Here is a 15,490-nt window from a genome sequence, read left to right as displayed (position 1 = left end):
CCGCTTTGTGCTATGAGTTCAACTGATGGACGCAACACACTTATTGAACCGTTCTGCGGGTGATTCATAGTCTGGCGTTTTTCTCGGCCTTCCGTTGAGCTGTCTGGCAACACTGTCAAGTCTTTGCTGGCTGTGAACCGATAAGTCAGTTCCTTTTGGAAAATATTGTCTGAGCAATCTGTTCGTATTTTCATTTGTGCCACGTTTCCAGGGAGATTGAGGGTCACAGAAATAAATCTGAATGTCTGTCGCTACAGTAAATCGTGTGTGGCTGGTCATTTCAGCGCCACGATCCCATGTTAATGTTTTATAAAGCTCAGCAGGTAATTCCCGGGCTTGTCTGATGAGTGCAGATATAACCGTTATGGTCTTGTTGTCTCTGATCTTCGCCAGCATAACAAAACGGGAATGACGTTCTGCGAGGGTGATGATACAGGAGTTTTTCGAGCCCTGAATCAGGTCACCTTCCCGGTGACCTGGAATGGCTCTGTCAGCGGCCTCAGGCGGCCTTTCGCTGATAGGTATCGTGTTCGGGATTGACCCTAATCCTTTCCCTTTAAGCGATGACGTTCTGGATCTACGCACTGCTCTTCCGCTTCTGAGGCATTGCTGCAGCTCTTTTTTTAATGCTCCCCGGGTTTGTATAAAAAGCGTTTTATAAATTGTTTCATGTGACACATGCATTTCCTGATTATCCGGATAACAGCGTTTCAGCCAGCCGGCGATTTGTTCCGGCGACCAGTCCTGATGCATCTTCTCTGCAATGATTTTACACAATATGGGGCTTTCAATTAGTTTGCAGGGTTTTGGTCTCAGGGCACTTTCCCATGCAGTAGCATCCGCTTTTGCTGCACGATATTGTTTTGCACCTCCGTTCCTCTTGATCTCGCGGCTAATCGTTGAGGGAGCTCTTGATAATTTGGCAGCGATGTCCCTGATGCTGCGTTTTGCTACAAGCCCTCTGGATATCTCTTCTCTTTCATCTAGCGAAAGCGCTAACCGGTGTCGCTTTCGGACAGGGGGACGGTATCCACCAGTCTGGTGAATAGTGGGCATTACAGAAGAGTGGTATCTGTCGAACATTCTGGCGATATCATGCAGAGAATCACCTTGCTTATATCTGTCCCAGATAATCGCTTTCTGTTCGGGCGTGTAGTAAATGCGCGTTCTTCGTTTCATGGCAACGTCCCCCTTGATTAAGGATAGCGTTGCATCGACCCATTGAACTCACAGCCAGAAGCGGACATTGATAACAAGAATTGACCCAATCTACGTCACCATTCTTTGGCGATTAAGATTGTTAGTGAAATCTCCATCAGCAAAGAAAATCAATATCAACCTCCGCTTTAGGCCCTGAAAAATTCGACCGGCCTAAATGCTTTCAGTCAAGACAAATATCGCTTTGTCTTGATTCGGCTAAATAGCTGCTCGGAATAGTAGATCACTTTGAGGGAACTCAGTCCGGATTGTGCGATCTGATCAATCGCTAAACATCACAAATCACCAACCGGACTGAGCAATGCCGATCATAGCACCCATTCCCCGCGACGAGCGACGGCTGATGCAGAAAGCTATCCATAAAACGCGCGATAAAAATCATGCACGCAGACTCACCGCCATACTGATGTTGCACCGGGGAGACCGCGTCAGCGATGTCGCCAGAACGCTCTGCTGCGCACGTTCATCCGTCGGACGCTGGATTAACTGGTTTACGTTGTCGGGTGTCGAAGGCCTTCAATCCTTACCCGCAGGACGTTCCCGTCGCTGGCCGTTTGAGCATATCTGCGCATTGTTACGTGAGCTGATAAAACACTCTCCCGGCGATTTTGGCTACCAGCGTTCACGCTGGAGTACAGAATTACTGGCAATAAAAATCAATGAGATAACCGGCTGTCAGTTACATGCGGGAACGATTCGCCGCTGGCTGCCGTCAGCCGGGCTTGTATGGCGCAGGGCAGCACCAACCCTGCGTATCCGTGACCCGCATAAAGATGAAAAGATGGCAGCCATTCATAAAGCGCTGGACGAGTGCAGTGCAGGACATCCGGTATTTTATGAAGATGAAGTGGATATCCACCTCAATCCGAAAATCGGTGCCGGCTGGCAACTGCGCGGGCAGCAAAAGCGCGTAGTGACACCGGGACAGAATGAAAAATATTATCTGGCCGGGGCGCTACACAGCGGCACGGGAAAAGTCAGCTACGCAGGCGGGAACAGCAAAAGTTCGACGCTGTTCATCAGCCTGCTGAAACGCCTTAAATCCACGTACCGGCGGGCAAAAACCATCACGCTTATCGTGGATAACTACATTATTCACAAAAGCCGTGAAACACGGCGCTGGCTGAAGGGAAACCCGAAGTTCAGGGTGATTTATCAGCCGGTTTACTCGCCGTGGGTGAATCACGTTGAACGACTGTGGCAGGCCCTGCACGACACGATCACCCGCAATCATCAATGCCGTTCAATGTGGCAACTGCTGAAAAAGGTACGGCATTTTATGGAAACCGCCAGCCCATTCCCCGGAGGAAAACATGGTCTGGAAAAAGTGGAGCGGTATTAGGCGCAGCTATTTAGTATTTTCCCTCGCCGTAACTGTTAATGTTCTTTCGACAACAATAAATTACCATGACCCATTTCAACTCCAGTTCCCGGGTTGTAGACTGCTGAGACTTACCCTTCCATCTGCCCGTTAGAAGTTCTCATCTGCCCTACAGTCTGCTTTATTCGCCCAGGCACCAAAGCACGTACTTATCACAAAAATCAGAGATGACCTGACGATATATCCATAAAAAATGGTCATATCTTGACAAGATAGCGTGCTCATAAATATGGTGAACAAATGTTGAACATTTGACGGTGCCTACATGGATATTAACGCTGTAACTGACATGCTGTGTAAAAACGTGGCTATCATGGAGCCAGGTGATGGTCTGCAGGCAAAATTGCTTACAGCACTGAAAGAAGATCGCCGCCTCGTAATCAAATTGGGATTTGACCCTACTGCGCCTGACCTACATCTGGGCCATGCTGTCGTGCTTCGTAAACTCCGGCAGTTTCAGGATGCAGGACATCGCATTGTAATCATTATCGGTGATTTTACTGCGTCCATCGGAGACCCTACTGGACGGAATAAACTGCGCCCTCCACTTGGAGAGGACGATATCGTCAGAAACAGTCAGACTTATATCGATCAGTTGGGTAAAATACTGGATATCACGCGGATCGAAGTTCGACGAAATTCGGAATGGTTTAATGCGATGCAGTTTGCAGACATTATTAAACTCGTTTCCCGCGTGACTTTAGCGCAGATGATGCAACGTGACGATTTTAAACAAAGATTCCAGTCATCTTCACCGGTGCATCTGCATGAACTCCTCTATCCTGTTTTACAGGGATATGATTCTGTCATGATCCACTCTGATATCGAACTTGGTGGAACCGATCAGCTGTTTAATAATCTGGTCGGCCGGTCCCTGCAGGAAACCTTTGGTATGCCAGGCCAGGCAGTCATTACATTACCCCTTCTGCCGGGTCTCGATGGGCAGGATAAAATGAGCAAATCAAAAAATAACTATATTGCGCTCATGGACAGCCCCGAAGACATGTTTGGCAAGGTGATGTCACTGCCTGACACGCTGGTGCCAGATTATTTTCATCTTGCAACAAACCTCCCGGATGAGTCTGTTAGTCGCCTGCTGGCCGAGCGCGACAGCGGTCTCCACCCCATGACGCTGAAAATAACTCTGGCACACACGCTGGTCAGTGAATATTACGACGTGGAGGCGGCAGAACGAGCTAAAGCCCATTTCCAGCGCGTCTTCCAGCAGCATTGTCCAGCAGAGGAGGACCATGAGCCCCTTTACATCAGCGATACGCCGGACATCAGCTTGCTTGACCTCTGCAGCCGGGCCATCCTCGATGTCAGTCGTTCTGAGCTCAGGCGTCTCATCCGTGCTGGAGCGGTTCGGATTAACCAGGAAAAGCAAGCTGATGAACACCTCACTCTTGTTCCGGCCAAAGGCACGCTTTTGTGGGTGGGTAAACGTCATCGGTACATTATCCGCTAGGCTGGGTCAGACACCGTAGGGCGTCTTGGTGATTTTCACCAGCTTACCTTTTCGTATTCCCTCAAGATAGGGGCATGCAGACCCCAGTTCCGTTTCCCAGAAGTCTCTGTCCTCGAGAAGTCCAAGTATCAAAGGCAGGTGTCCATCCTGTGAGTAAATACTCCCTCCCGGTACCAATCTGGGATAGATAGCAGCCAGACACTGTCGCGTTGAGAGCAGAAGGTCCACATCCAGATACGCTGCGGCAACGGGTGAGGGGCAGGTTTTCATCGTGTCTTCAAACCACCCCGGAACAAAGGTGCAGGCGCCGATATCTCCGTAGGTGGCCACGTTGCGTCTGACTTCCTCAAGAGACCCGCTGAAATCGCCTTCCTGAAAAATGACCTCACGTCCTTCAATGCTCATGCCGTGCTTTTCATTATGTGCAGGCAATCCTTGAAAGGAATCAAACACCACAAGCTGCCTTCCCGCGAGTCCAGCAGCGATACTGAACTTCGCCGTGCTGGATCCTTTATAACACCCGGCTTCAATGATGCACCCCTCCAGGGTATCGGGAAGGGATAAAATCTCGGTGGCAAAGGCGATGATATCCTGCGTACTGTGCGGACTGATTAGCGCTTTGGTTATCAGATAATGCTGTTCAATAAAGGCTTGCTTCTCCTCTAATGAGCAGCGCACGGATGGATCCTTCAGGAAACGTTCAACCAAATTTGCGTGGGGATCAATCCCCTCACGCAACATGGCCTGGATTTCCTCAGGAAAGTAGGCCTGGTAGGGTAATGATGGCTCGTTATTCATGCAGAGTCCTTCATGTCATATTCCGCAAAAAGTCCCTGAGCTTCAACATAGGCCGACAGTTTCTGAGCACGCGTTCGCACCTCTGGTAGAGTTGCCGCACTGGCAAGCTCCCGAATTCTATTGCGCTGCAGGGCGCACCAGGATAAGGCTTCTTCCCGCCGGGATGGATAGACGTAGTGGTTGACCCGCTCAATGAGCTCAGGGCGGAGGATAAACTCACAGTTTACCAGCGCATACAGTTCATTAAGCTGATCCTTGGTTACGGCATCAGATACCGTAGGCAGGCCATAAGGTGCTGAGGTACCAAAAAGATCGGGACGGGGGCGGATGTTCAGCTTCGTGCCACCGTCACCCAGTTCCTGGAGCAGTGGGATGCGCCTAAGGGCCCTTTTATATTCGGTTGTGCCAATGTCAGGCGTAAGGATGGCGGTGGCCAGGAAGAAAATGGGTAACTGTAGCACGCGGTCTAAATCTTCCAGAATACTGGCCACAGTATCGTGTGGTGCACCAATTATGTAGCCGCAGACAACGCCAATGCCGGCCGCATCAAGAACGTTGACGGCATTGATGTTCATTTCCACCGTGGTGGCTTTGTTGTAATAGTCCAGGCTTCGCTGATCCATTGACTCCAGGCCCAGAAAGACTTTTCGGCACCCGGCACGGTACATCCTGGCAGCAAGCCCAGCATTCATGACTTCAGAACGGGCATTGCAAGTCCACACCATGTCATAGCCGGCGAGCATCTCGAGCAACTCATCCAGTTGTTCGTGTTGCAGGAGATCGTCATCATGAAACTGAATAGAGTCGTTGCCAAAACCAATCAGGTGCTTGATGTCTCCCTCAATCAGATCCACCGGCCGCGAAACGAGCTTACCATGGATCAGATAGGTAGAGCAGAAGGTACAGCGGGCCCGGCAACTCTGAGTGCAAATGTAAATCTGCTGCGAAATGCCCACGGCTTTCCACCAACGCTCACGTGATTCCCCGGCCAGACTGGTATCATCCTGTATGAGCTCATACGCAAAGGCAGGGGAAGGTATATCAGCAATGGATTTGTCAAAAACGGTGTCGCCCATGGTGGTTTTGCCGTCAGCTTTGAAACAGATCCCGCGCGCCTCTTCCCCTACGCCAAATCCTGGTTCCAGAAAATGACTTAGTATATGCCTGAGCGCGCCACCACCTTCTCCGCGTACAACGAGGTGCGCAAAATCAATTTCAGGTGCAACCGTCGGATGTGCCCCCCCCACCATGATGCAGTGCTCACTCGCATCCATCAGGCCAATCATCGCGCGCGTTCTTTCGAATGCCAGGGAATAAAGGCTGACCAGTACAAACCGCGCAGCGGCCGGTTTGAGCCAGTCGGAAATGGCCGCTGCGAGTGCGGCGTCATCCGCATAATTGTCTTCATCGAAATATTTAATATCAGGTTCAAAAGGAATTCGCCCTCGTTCAAAATCCACCTGTGCGGACCGGGCAAGATTTAGCAAACCCAGCGATGCATACCGGGCCGCAAATTTATCCTGCCGCTTGTCGGCCGCCCCCATCTGAGTGGTTCTGAAACCATGGTGCACAAGGGCAAGCCGAGGCGCTCCCCCGTTTACCGAGAAGCGTCCATTTTTGAGTAGCGAGATATCCAGCATGTTGGCCTCCTAGGCGCACAGCGGGCTGCGGTCGTTTTTGTCCCAGCGGTCGAATTTAGGATGTGGCTGACCAGCTAATTGCGAGCGGGCATTAAACCACTCCCTGACCCACTGGTGGTGATCCTGCATCACCGCCCCAGGCATCGCCCTGCTTCGCGCCAGGAACCCTGGAAACCATTCTCTTCCTGTAGGTTCTCCCGCCGGACAATAGCGCAGGTCAAAGCTCCAGCGTCCGCCGTTACTGACATTCGCGAGGGAGGCGTGCATGGTCAAAGGATGCAGGAAGATGACATCACCTGGGCTTACAGGCAGCGCCAGGAACGCTTCCCCAACGAGCGTATCGGGAATCCCCTGCAAATGAGGCTTATCACAGTGATGCACCAGCCCCTGCTTGTGGCTACCGGGCACAACAATCAGACAACCATTTTCAACGGTGGCTTCATTCACCGCGAGCCATACGCCGAGCATGTTTGTGTTATCTGCATCGGGGGTAACCACGGCCAGGTCTTGGTGCCAGAACGTTTTTCCGGTCAGCGTCAGCGTATGGCTCTGCGTCTCATCAGAAATGTTCTTCTGCGGCGGTTTAATACGCATATGCTGAACGGGGACTGAGTAAATTTCAGGGCCGATGATTTTTTCAATGGCATCCAGCAGTTCTGCATTTCGCAGCAGATTGAAAATGCTAACATCGAGATAGAGGGGAGAATCGTGAGTAATTTTGTCTTCAACGGGCAACGTAATATCAAGATGCTGGAAACAGTTGCCATCGGTCTGCTGCATGAGCGATAGCATCTTGTTCTCCGGTGTCTCATTCGCATCGTAATCGGTAATCACGCCAGCTTCCAGCCACTGTTTCGCCAGTTCGTCACAATGCCGGCTGTAGCCAGCCATTACGGGGCCCATGACCGCCGCAGGGGAAAACACGTTTCGCAGTACTGCAAATCCCTGCATTTCATAATCTGTCGCCAGACTGTCCCACGTTGAATGCACCATATCTGTTCCACCTGTACGTCATTTATTTTGTCTTCATCTCGCTGCGCGAGGCATCCTGAAGCTCATAGAGGGATTTAGGAAAGTCTTTCGGGGTATAAATTTCTGGCTCTGGCCCCCCGAATCTGGCGGTCCGTTTTTTTTCGCCGCAGAGGTGGTGCGTTAAGCGTTCCATCCCAACCAGTTGGCTACCGGTGTAGAGCGGAAAGGCATCCGCTGCTCGGTATTCAAAAATTAAGGTACTTCTGGGGGAGTCAGAGGTATTGGTCGAAGAGCGGTGAGGTGTAAAAGGGTGCAGAAAAATAGCGCTGCCCGCACCGGCTGGCAGACTTATGACGGGACCATGCTGGGCCTCATTGATCGTTTCGGTGATCATGCCTGCAAAGCTGCCATCCGGCAACGCGTGATTGAACGTCCTGTGATGCTGACCACTCAGGACCTGCAGGCATCCATTCTCCTCACATGCGTCATCAAGATATATCAGAACGCCTACCAGACTATCGTTGGAGTGCGGGAAGTAGGTATAGTCCTGATGCCATTCCACCACGGCCCCGACTTTTCTGGGTTTCATGTTAAGTTTGCTGTGCTGAAGTGCGATGTCCGGGCCAAGTAAACTGCGGACGTAATCCAGGATTTTGTCTGAGGTGGCTAAGTTTCGGAAGGCTTCATGCTGCTCAAAAGGGTTGAAGATACGGCGCGGAATGCGCCTGCCATCAACTGGCTCCTTTTCAAATTCCAGTAAACTATCATATTGCCCGGTGCGTTCCGCAGATTGCACAAGTCCGTCGATCACAGCTTTGATTTGTGCAATTTCTTGCGAATCAAACAGGGAATCGACCAGCATATAGCCGTTCTGCCTGTATTCACGGGTGTGTAAGAGTGTCTGAGGGAGTGTCATACTTAACATTGTTGTTCTCCTGACCGGGATTAAACGGTGAGCCGGTCAGGGTGACCAGCTCACAACCGGTCTTATCAGGAAACCGTACTGCCGAGGGTCAGCGTGACGCAGCGAATAAATTCAGTGGTAACGCCTTTGCGACCTTCAAGATCAACCACAGTGGTAGTACCGTATTTCGGGCAAAGCTCATAGAGCAGTTCAGGCGACACCTTCGCACCCAGCGAAGCCAGTACCGCGGATGCCGTTTCAGGTTTGAAGTTCATGCGCGCAGCATGCTCAGGCAGCGCATCACGAATACGCTGGAAGGTCCCCTGGTTGTCATTCAGCAGCTGCTGCAGATTTGTATCACTGACATGAGACAGGGCGTTGTCGAAATCCGTCACGCCTCTTAGTGCCAGTAAGCTGACGTCTGAAGCATGGTAAGTGGCAATTGCGGCCGGTCCGGTGAGGGACTGGGTTTTAGCATAGGCGAGTGAGCGGATTTCATGATGGATTTTCTCAGCCACATCCGGTGTAAATCCCAGCGCCAGGGCCATTTTTTCCAAATCGCCTGGGGGTAAGGCAAACATGACACCTTCCCATGAATCAGTGAGTTCCATCGCTTTTGCACGAATGGCATCTGCATTTTCTGCAATTCGGCTGAGTTCATTCTGGCTAACGATGGCTGCGTTAATGACGTTTGATGAGGTTGATGACTGACTGGTAACGTTATGCATATTTCTTCTCCTAAACGACATGCCCAAAAAGGGATTTCGGTAATGGATAATGAGACGGATTACGTTTACAGATGTTATGCAACTTAACAGCGTTTTCCGGCCACAGACATAACGGCAGACTGTCCTGGGCAAAGACCGTGTAAGGATCTTATGAGGTCAGATAAATAAATCGAGTTTCCGGAAACTAGTTCTAAGTAACTGTGTTAATGCGTGAGTGTCAATATGTATTTAAAAACAGTAATTTTTGTTGATGATATGTTTTTTATATGATGGGGAACTTATTTATGCAGATCAGCAAGATATCACAGCCCCTGCAGAAATAAGAGGTATTGGCAAAAAGTGCTTCTCACATAAATCCTTGATATTGTTATAAAGTATGATTATTTTCCCTCTTTGAGGGAATTCACAAAGGCTAAGCTTTCTGCTTGTAATTGCTTCATATTCAAGCTAAAAAACATGAGTTAATCTTCATGATCAGCGCCAGTTGTTGGAAAGATACAGGCCGATCGGTTTACAGCTTTTCAATGTGAGAATCTGCTATGAACAGTCAAGATAAACCTGAATATGGATCCACCTCTGCTTCTGCTCTTAAACACCAGACAGGCATTTACTTTTTCAGCGTGATTCTTTCTCTGTATCAGAGTACCGGACTTATTTATGGCTTTTGCGATGGACAGCCTTTCACAAAAAAAACTATAAGCGGGGAAAGCAGTGATGGCAGTAAGCGAGATTAGCAAAAAAGATCGGATAGCCGTTTTCTTTATTCTCACCTCTTTTTTATTAACCGTGGCCCGGGGGTGCGTGCTTCCGTACATAGTAGTTTATATCGCTGCTGTTTTTGAGAAGGATATCACTATATCGGGGATAGTGCTGACTGTCAGTTCTGTCGCTGGAATTATCCTCAGCTTATATTCAGGCAAACTGGCTTCTCTGAAAAAGGGCTATTCCGTTTTGCTTTCACTCAACCTGGGTTTTTTGGTTTCATTAATATTGATTCCTAAAGCCGATAAAATTTTTTCTTTCGCAATATTTCTTATCTCATTAAATTTATTTTATTCGTGCTATGAGATATTACTCAAAGTTTTTTTTGCCAATCAGACTAATGAAAATTATAAAAGACGCTATTTTTCAGCTAACTATCTGGCGGTGAATGTGGGCTGGGCCATCGGGCCTCTGCTGGGTGCTCTGGTGCAACAAATGGCCATGCAGGCGATCTTTCATTTAGCTGCCCTGATTTCCATTATTCCTGTGATAATTATTATTTTGAGTGCTCGAACATTATCCAGCCTGACATTTCGTCCTGCTGAGCATCTTCATGACGCCGGTATACACTCAGCAGGACAGAATAATGATCTTCCTTTAATTTGGCTAACTATCGCCTCTTTTCTGGGCGCGTTTGTATATGGCAATCCGATCGCATACCTGTCGCAATTTATGATTAAAATGTATTCACAGGAGACTGTTTCTCATATCATTGCGCTGATGATGTTTGTTAACGCTGCAACTGTCATGATCTTTCAGCACTTTACGATAAGGCTGCTCAGCCAAAAAAATATTCAACTTTTTATAGTCACCGGTACGGCCTGCTTTATTCTGGGCCTGACGTTGTTTTTTTATGCCGGCGACCGCATTGTTATCTGGTGCATAGGAATGTTCTTTTTCGCTTTTGGTGAGGTAATCTACGTACCTGCGCTGTTTATAATGACTGATTATCTGGCACCACCATCATCCAGAGGCAACTATTTTTCTGTACAAAACCTGGGCGCCACTGGCGCAGCACTAAGTCCGCTTGTAATGGGATTTATGTTCAGCGCACTCTCAGGCATGCCTCCCTTCATCATGCTTGCTGTTGGCGTTCTTCTGAGCTGCTTTATCATTACGCGGGTCAGCCTCGCACGTTCAGACGTATTGTGATAATTAGTGAGGGCACTGCCACTCTGCCTATTAGTCAATTATGATCACAAGTAACTTCCGCTTTTCGCTCATAGCAGCCATTCAAATCCGAAATAAGCCTGTAGATTTTCCATTCCACATAAACCATGACATGAGCCAGCGGGTGATGCGGGTGCTTGAGGAGCTGTCACCGGCCGTGGAGCAGTACAGCATTGATGAAATGTTCCTGGGCATCGCCGGCATCGACCGTGCCATGCCGTTTGAAGATTTTGGCCGACAGGTCCGCACCCGGGTCAGGGCCGTGACCGGCCTGACGGTGGGCGTGGGAATGGGCCCGACGAAGACGCTGGCAAAGAGTGCCCAGTGGGCCAGCAAGGAATGGCCACAGTTTGGGGGTGTACTGGCGCTGACGCCGGGTAACCCACTACGCACAGAGAAACTGCTGTCGCGGCAGCCGGTTGAGGAGGTATGGGGTGTCGGCCGGCGCATCAGTAAAAAGCTCAACGCGATGGGCATCATCACGGCGCTGGACCTTGCACGCAGTAACACCGCTTTTATCCGCAAAAATTTCAGCGTGGTACTTGAACGAACGGCCAGGGAGCTGGCCGGCGAATCCTGTATTGCGCTGGAAGAGGCGCCGCCGACAAAGCAGCAGATTGTCTGTAGCCGGAGCTTTGGCCAGCGGGTGACAACGCTGGACGCCATGCAGCAGGCACTGTGCAAACACGCCGAACGGGCCGCAGAAAAGCTGCGTCAGGAAGGCCAGTTCTGCCGGCATATCTCCGCTTTTATCAAGACCTCCCCGTTCAGCCCGGGTGAGGTGTATTACGGTAACGTGGCCGGTGAAAAGTTGCGGGTGGCCACCCAGGATACGCGGGACATTATCGCGGTCGCGATGCGCAGTCTGGAGCACATCTGGCGCGATGGCCACCGGTACGCAAAGGCCGGGATCATGCTTGGCGATTTCTGCCCGTCAGCACAGGCCCAACTAAGCCTGTTTGACGAGTACCAGCCGCGGGCCAACAGCGAAAAGCTGATGACGGTGCTGGATAAAGTGAATAATTCCGGGTTAGGCAAAATCTGGTTTGCCGGTCAGGGCGTTGATCCTGACTGGCAGATGAAACGTGAAATGCTCTCCCCTGCCTGGACAACGCGATGGAAAGATATTCCAACAGCCAGACTGGCTTAATTCGAAAAAACCGTCTTCTCAACAAAAGGGCTGTAAAAGATGGAATTGACTGCTGCAAATATTACTCTGTTAGGCATATCAGGTTCGCTGTTAGGAGTATTACTGACTTCCCTGATTAACTGGTTAATCGCCAGAGATGCACGCTCCAAATCTTTCCATGAGTGGAAACGGGAGAAACTTCTCGTAATGATTAACGGCTTCTTTGAGCAATTCAGAATGGACAGTATCACGGGTAGAGAGTCAGTATATGATTCTGATCCTGCCATTGCCTTTGACGCAGCTTACAAAAGCTACTCAGTCAGCGACACAAAAGCCTTGCAGCTTTGCCTGTTTATGAAAAAAAAAGACAGCAAAGTTTTTATGGAAAAATATGAAAAATTTAAAAAAGCCGCAGCCAGTGATATTCAGGATAATTATATGATCATGTTAAAGGGCGACCCTTACGAATACTTTGATAAAAGGGAAGATCATGAAGAGCTGACAGAAATCATTTTATTCCTGTCTTCTATAATTGAAAAGATGAAGTAAAAGTCTGAACTTAAAACATAGGTTAATACCTTCAAATCAAAATTGTAATACATATGCATTACAAAAAAACTACAAGGAGTTGATATGGGTAGTGTTAAGAATGAATGGATCGAGTGGGAAATGGAGCAGCCACGAAGAGACTGGATCATGGAGGAGTATGGTCTGGGGGAAGAAGAGGAAGGCACAGAGGCATGGCAAAAGGCAAGTGAGGACTACGACCGGCAACTTGAATCCGGAGCCTTAGATTTTGATGAAGACTGGTTCACGCCCGATGAGCTGACAAAGCAGGCTCACAGAAAATTTACCAGTACACATGACATATTTTTATTGCAGATAACAGATATTATTTCATTAATAAATAAACAGGACAGCCCACTCTTCAATAAAATGAGTATCTCTTATGCTGTTACGTTAATGGAGACCTGCCTGCAGGACATGCTGTTATCAGTAGCGGTGGCGTCAGACGATTACAGACGCAATGCGCTTAAAAATCTCACAGGCCTTAAAGACGAGAAAATACCTATATCAGACTTGCTGGACATGGACAATATCGCCTGGCTGGATAAAAAAATACTTGAGGACATCAGTAAGAGACTCTTCCACAAGATAACAAACGTTGTAAAAATATATGAGGCCGTATTAAATAAAACGATGGCCGCAGAGGTCAGGCTTACTGTACCTGAACTTAATGTCATCATGGAGTTGAGACACGATATTGTTCACCGAAACGGCAAAACTCAGGACGGTAAATCAAGAGATATATCAGCTGAAGATGCAAGGCTTGTAGTTGAGCGTATACGCGGCTTTGTTGAGAAAATTTACGGCTGGCTGATTATTAATGTTTATTTGGATGACATCTGAATAAACACCCGCTCGCGGCGGGTCTTCCAGTATGCGTCAGATTTTAACGTGGCGTTGCGCACCGGCCAGCATGCCATGGCGCCGTTCCAGCGTCGCATCAGGCGTCCACTGGCGATGGCTGCGGTTCTTCTGCGCAGACGCTATCACCATCCGCTTCAGCTTCGCCGGTGCCAGTTTACCCGCCTGCCCTGCCTGCACCAGACGTGTCATTTCACCCCGGATCAGCGCCTCGGTATTCAGGTTCGGTTTCATTCCGGCCAAACGTGACCGTCGGCGGTTAAACCTGACGGCAAAATCCAGCACGGCCCGGTATTCACTCTGCAGCTGCGGCACGTCAGGCATGACCTGCGGCTGCACGGGCTTGTGCGCGGCGCCGGTTTCATCAGCGTTAAAGTAGTGTCTGGTGGCCATAAGCCCCTCCGGATGTTGGACTGGTTTCATTATACCCTGCCTGCACAGAAAATGCGCGTTCTGCCTGTCACAGGGTTTTCACCAGAATTTTGGCCCGAATCGGGCAGCCGCGTTTCTCACGGCTGCGATCGGCCGCAGTCAGCTCGTAACCCTGCTGACGATAATGAGGTACAAGCGCGCGATCGGGTTGGCTCACGGTGACCTGCATGGCGCCATAAGCGTCCGCAAAACTTTCAGCAATGATGAGCGCCACCGGCAGAATGTAGCCGGCCAGCGGATGCGGATAAGGACTGCTTTCCACATAGCGCAGGTTAACGTTGATGCGCCGGCGACTGTGACGCGCCAGCATAATGCCGCACAGTTCGCCGAGACAGTGAATGGTCACATCAAGCCTGTCGCGACGTTTATTGTGATGGCGCAGCCAGTTGAACGTTATCTTCTGACGCTCAGGGTGACTGCGCCAGGACAGGCGCACTCTTTCACAGTCTGCCGGCGTGATGTGCGCCAGCTCAACGTCATCAACGGGCAGCACGTCACCAAAAACGATGGCGATTTGTACACGCGCCAGCGCCAGCGCTATCTCCCTGCGTTCCAGGTGCTCCTTCTCTGTGGCCATCGCTGACTCCCTGTTTATCCTGAAAAATGTAATACACTAAGTATATCAAATGTAATACACAAAGAATACACTTGAAATACTCTTGTATTACCTATTAAGTAACTCCGGTGCCCACTCCTGAGCATCAAGCGTGAAACGAATGCCCAGCTGCGGCGCCACATCAAGCGCAAACACCTTCAGATACACCTCGGTGCTTTCGTAGCGTTCATGCCCCATATAGGTCTGCACCACCTTCGGCGGCACATGATTGAGAAAGAGATGCATCGCGTAGCTGTGACGCAGCGTCTTCGGGCTCAGTGGCGACACCGCAAAGACCATTCCCGCATCGCGTGCACGCTCCTCCGCCTGCTTCAGCCAGCTCCAGGCCGTTTTGCGGCTGCTGGCGAACAGCGGCTGACGTCGGCCGGGACGAAACGTCGCCAGATAACGCCGCAGATCGCGCACAAACACGTCATCCAGTAACGGCACCACGCGGGCAATGCGCTCATCCCTCGCCGGCCGCCCGCGCCCGCGGTTACGCTGCTTGAGTGTACGCAGCCGCAGACAGGGGCGCGGCCCGTCCAGTTCGATGTCTTCCGGCGTCAGGGTCAGCGCCTCGGTAATGCGCGCGCCCGTGTTCCAGAGGGTGGCAAACAGCATCCGCTGACGTTCGTCGTGGATATAGCTGAGCAGGACCGCCACCTCCGGCGCCAGCAGGTAGTGGGGCAGGTGTGGCTGTAACAGGGCCATGCGCCGCAGCGCAATCGCCGTCTGCCAGCTCCGGGACGGCACCGCCGCCCCTTCGGTTGTCATCAGCACAAAGCCTCCTGAAATACAGTTGTATTACATACGTAATACTTTTGTCCGTCACACCGGAACCGCATTAGACAATCAGTGCAATACG

At 50.3% G+C, this 15,490-nt stretch carries 14 protein-coding genes and 1 pseudogene; 6 read left to right on the top strand and 9 right to left on the bottom strand.

What is annotated here, in order from left to right; translation table 11 throughout:
* Window positions 1-18: 18 nt before the first annotated feature.
* Window positions 19-1,179 (bottom strand): IS30 family transposase, encoded by a 1,161-nt coding sequence (locus tag J2125_RS24725; protein ID WP_209499584.1) that lies wholly within the window; start codon window positions 1,177-1,179, stop codon window positions 19-21.
* 340 nt (window positions 1,180-1,519) lie between these two features.
* On the opposite strand from J2125_RS24725, the gene J2125_RS24720 reads away from it, so the two are divergent.
* Both J2125_RS24720 and tyrS read left to right on the top strand, forming a co-directional pair.
* Window positions 1,520-2,560 carry an IS630 family transposase gene (locus J2125_RS24720; protein ID WP_209499583.1) on the top strand — a complete coding sequence of 347 codons (1,041 nt, stop codon included), beginning with the start codon at window positions 1,520-1,522 and terminating at the stop codon, window positions 2,558-2,560.
* Between the two features lie 304 nt (window positions 2,561-2,864).
* Complete coding sequence (gene tyrS, locus J2125_RS24715) at window positions 2,865-4,067, top strand: tyrosine--tRNA ligase (protein ID WP_209499582.1); 1,203 nt, start codon at window positions 2,865-2,867, stop codon at window positions 4,065-4,067.
* Window positions 4,068-4,073: 6 nt separating this feature from the next.
* On the opposite strand, the gene J2125_RS24710 is transcribed toward tyrS, so the two are convergent.
* The 5 genes from J2125_RS24710 to J2125_RS24690 form a co-directional block, all read right to left on the bottom strand.
* Window positions 4,074-4,865 (bottom strand): TylF/MycF/NovP-related O-methyltransferase, encoded by a 792-nt coding sequence (locus J2125_RS24710; protein WP_209499581.1) that lies wholly within the window; start codon window positions 4,863-4,865, stop codon window positions 4,074-4,076.
* Window positions 4,862-6,505, bottom strand: a complete 1,644-nt coding sequence (locus tag J2125_RS24705) for a B12-binding domain-containing radical SAM protein (RefSeq protein ID WP_209499580.1) — start codon at window positions 6,503-6,505, stop codon at window positions 4,862-4,864. Before J2125_RS24705 ends, J2125_RS24710 begins: the two co-directional genes overlap by 4 nt.
* A gap of 9 nt (window positions 6,506-6,514) precedes the next feature.
* Window positions 6,515-7,498, bottom strand: coding sequence for a phytanoyl-CoA dioxygenase family protein (locus J2125_RS24700; protein ID WP_209499579.1), 984 nt, complete (start codon window positions 7,496-7,498; stop codon window positions 6,515-6,517).
* 22 nt (window positions 7,499-7,520) lie between these two features.
* Window positions 7,521-8,402 (bottom strand): phytanoyl-CoA dioxygenase family protein, encoded by an 882-nt coding sequence (locus J2125_RS24695; RefSeq protein ID WP_209499578.1) that lies wholly within the window; start codon window positions 8,400-8,402, stop codon window positions 7,521-7,523.
* A 65-nt stretch (window positions 8,403-8,467) separates the two neighbouring features.
* Window positions 8,468-9,109: a hypothetical protein gene (locus J2125_RS24690; RefSeq protein ID WP_209499577.1), complete on the bottom strand. Its 642-nt coding sequence runs from the start codon at window positions 9,107-9,109 to the stop codon at window positions 8,468-8,470.
* Window positions 9,110-9,823: 714 nt separating this feature from the next.
* Here J2125_RS24690 and J2125_RS24685 point away from each other — a divergent pair.
* From J2125_RS24685 to J2125_RS24670, 4 genes and pseudogenes are all read left to right on the top strand, one after another.
* Complete coding sequence (locus J2125_RS24685) at window positions 9,824-11,023, top strand: MFS transporter (RefSeq protein WP_209499576.1); 1,200 nt, start codon at window positions 9,824-9,826, stop codon at window positions 11,021-11,023.
* A 124-nt stretch (window positions 11,024-11,147) separates the two neighbouring features.
* A pseudogene (gene umuC, locus J2125_RS24680) lies at window positions 11,148-12,191 on the top strand (translesion error-prone DNA polymerase V subunit UmuC); the annotation flags it as partial.
* A gap of 39 nt (window positions 12,192-12,230) precedes the next feature.
* Window positions 12,231-12,719 (top strand): hypothetical protein, encoded by a 489-nt coding sequence (locus J2125_RS24675; RefSeq protein ID WP_209499575.1) that lies wholly within the window; start codon window positions 12,231-12,233, stop codon window positions 12,717-12,719.
* 84 nt (window positions 12,720-12,803) lie between these two features.
* Window positions 12,804-13,580, top strand: a complete 777-nt coding sequence (locus J2125_RS24670) for a HEPN domain-containing protein (RefSeq protein ID WP_209499574.1) — start codon at window positions 12,804-12,806, stop codon at window positions 13,578-13,580.
* A gap of 36 nt (window positions 13,581-13,616) precedes the next feature.
* Here the strand turns inward: J2125_RS24670 and J2125_RS24665 are convergent, their stop codons facing one another.
* From J2125_RS24665 to J2125_RS24655, 3 genes are all read right to left on the bottom strand, one after another.
* Window positions 13,617-13,991 carry a hypothetical protein gene (locus J2125_RS24665; RefSeq protein ID WP_209499573.1) on the bottom strand — a complete coding sequence of 125 codons (375 nt, stop codon included), beginning with the start codon at window positions 13,989-13,991 and terminating at the stop codon, window positions 13,617-13,619.
* A gap of 67 nt (window positions 13,992-14,058) precedes the next feature.
* On the bottom strand, window positions 14,059-14,607 hold the full coding sequence (locus J2125_RS24660) for a hypothetical protein (protein ID WP_209499572.1): 549 nt from the start codon (window positions 14,605-14,607) through the stop codon (window positions 14,059-14,061).
* Between the two features lie 87 nt (window positions 14,608-14,694).
* Window positions 14,695-15,399: a tyrosine-type recombinase/integrase gene (locus tag J2125_RS24655; RefSeq protein WP_209499596.1), complete on the bottom strand. Its 705-nt coding sequence runs from the start codon at window positions 15,397-15,399 to the stop codon at window positions 14,695-14,697.
* Window positions 15,400-15,490 lie beyond the last annotated feature (91 nt).

The organism is Winslowiella toletana (assembly GCF_017875465.1).
GTDB lineage: Bacteria > Pseudomonadota > Gammaproteobacteria > Enterobacterales > Enterobacteriaceae > Erwinia > Erwinia toletana.
This window is presented reverse-complemented; position numbering and strand designations above follow the sequence as displayed.

What these genes read in the sequence shown, in the direction of transcription:
- J2125_RS24675 (WP_209499575.1), top strand. Translation starts at nt 12,231, where the DNA reads ATGGAATTGACTGCTGCAAATATTACTCTGTTAGGCATATCAGGTTCG.
- J2125_RS24685 (WP_209499576.1), top strand. Translation starts at nt 9,824, where the DNA reads ATGGCAGTAAGCGAGATTAGCAAAAAAGATCGGATAGCCGTTTTCTTT.
- J2125_RS24705 (WP_209499580.1), bottom strand. Translation starts at nt 6,505, where the DNA reads ATGCTGGATATCTCGCTACTCAAAAATGGACGCTTCTCGGTAAACGGG.
- J2125_RS24660 (WP_209499572.1), bottom strand. Translation starts at nt 14,607, where the DNA reads ATGGCCACAGAGAAGGAGCACCTGGAACGCAGGGAGATAGCGCTGGCG.
- J2125_RS24695 (WP_209499578.1), bottom strand. Translation starts at nt 8,402, where the DNA reads ATGTTAAGTATGACACTCCCTCAGACACTCTTACACACCCGTGAATAC.
- J2125_RS24720 (WP_209499583.1), top strand. Translation starts at nt 1,520, where the DNA reads ATGCCGATCATAGCACCCATTCCCCGCGACGAGCGACGGCTGATGCAG.
- J2125_RS24670 (WP_209499574.1), top strand. Translation starts at nt 12,804, where the DNA reads ATGGGTAGTGTTAAGAATGAATGGATCGAGTGGGAAATGGAGCAGCCA.
- tyrS (WP_209499582.1), top strand. Translation starts at nt 2,865, where the DNA reads ATGGATATTAACGCTGTAACTGACATGCTGTGTAAAAACGTGGCTATC.
- J2125_RS24655 (WP_209499596.1), bottom strand. Translation starts at nt 15,399, where the DNA reads ATGACAACCGAAGGGGCGGCGGTGCCGTCCCGGAGCTGGCAGACGGCG.
- J2125_RS24665 (WP_209499573.1), bottom strand. Translation starts at nt 13,991, where the DNA reads ATGGCCACCAGACACTACTTTAACGCTGATGAAACCGGCGCCGCGCAC.
- J2125_RS24710 (WP_209499581.1), bottom strand. Translation starts at nt 4,865, where the DNA reads ATGAATAACGAGCCATCATTACCCTACCAGGCCTACTTTCCTGAGGAA.
- J2125_RS24690 (WP_209499577.1), bottom strand. Translation starts at nt 9,109, where the DNA reads ATGCATAACGTTACCAGTCAGTCATCAACCTCATCAAACGTCATTAAC.
- J2125_RS24700 (WP_209499579.1), bottom strand. Translation starts at nt 7,498, where the DNA reads ATGGTGCATTCAACGTGGGACAGTCTGGCGACAGATTATGAAATGCAG.
- J2125_RS24725 (WP_209499584.1), bottom strand. Translation starts at nt 1,179, where the DNA reads ATGAAACGAAGAACGCGCATTTACTACACGCCCGAACAGAAAGCGATT.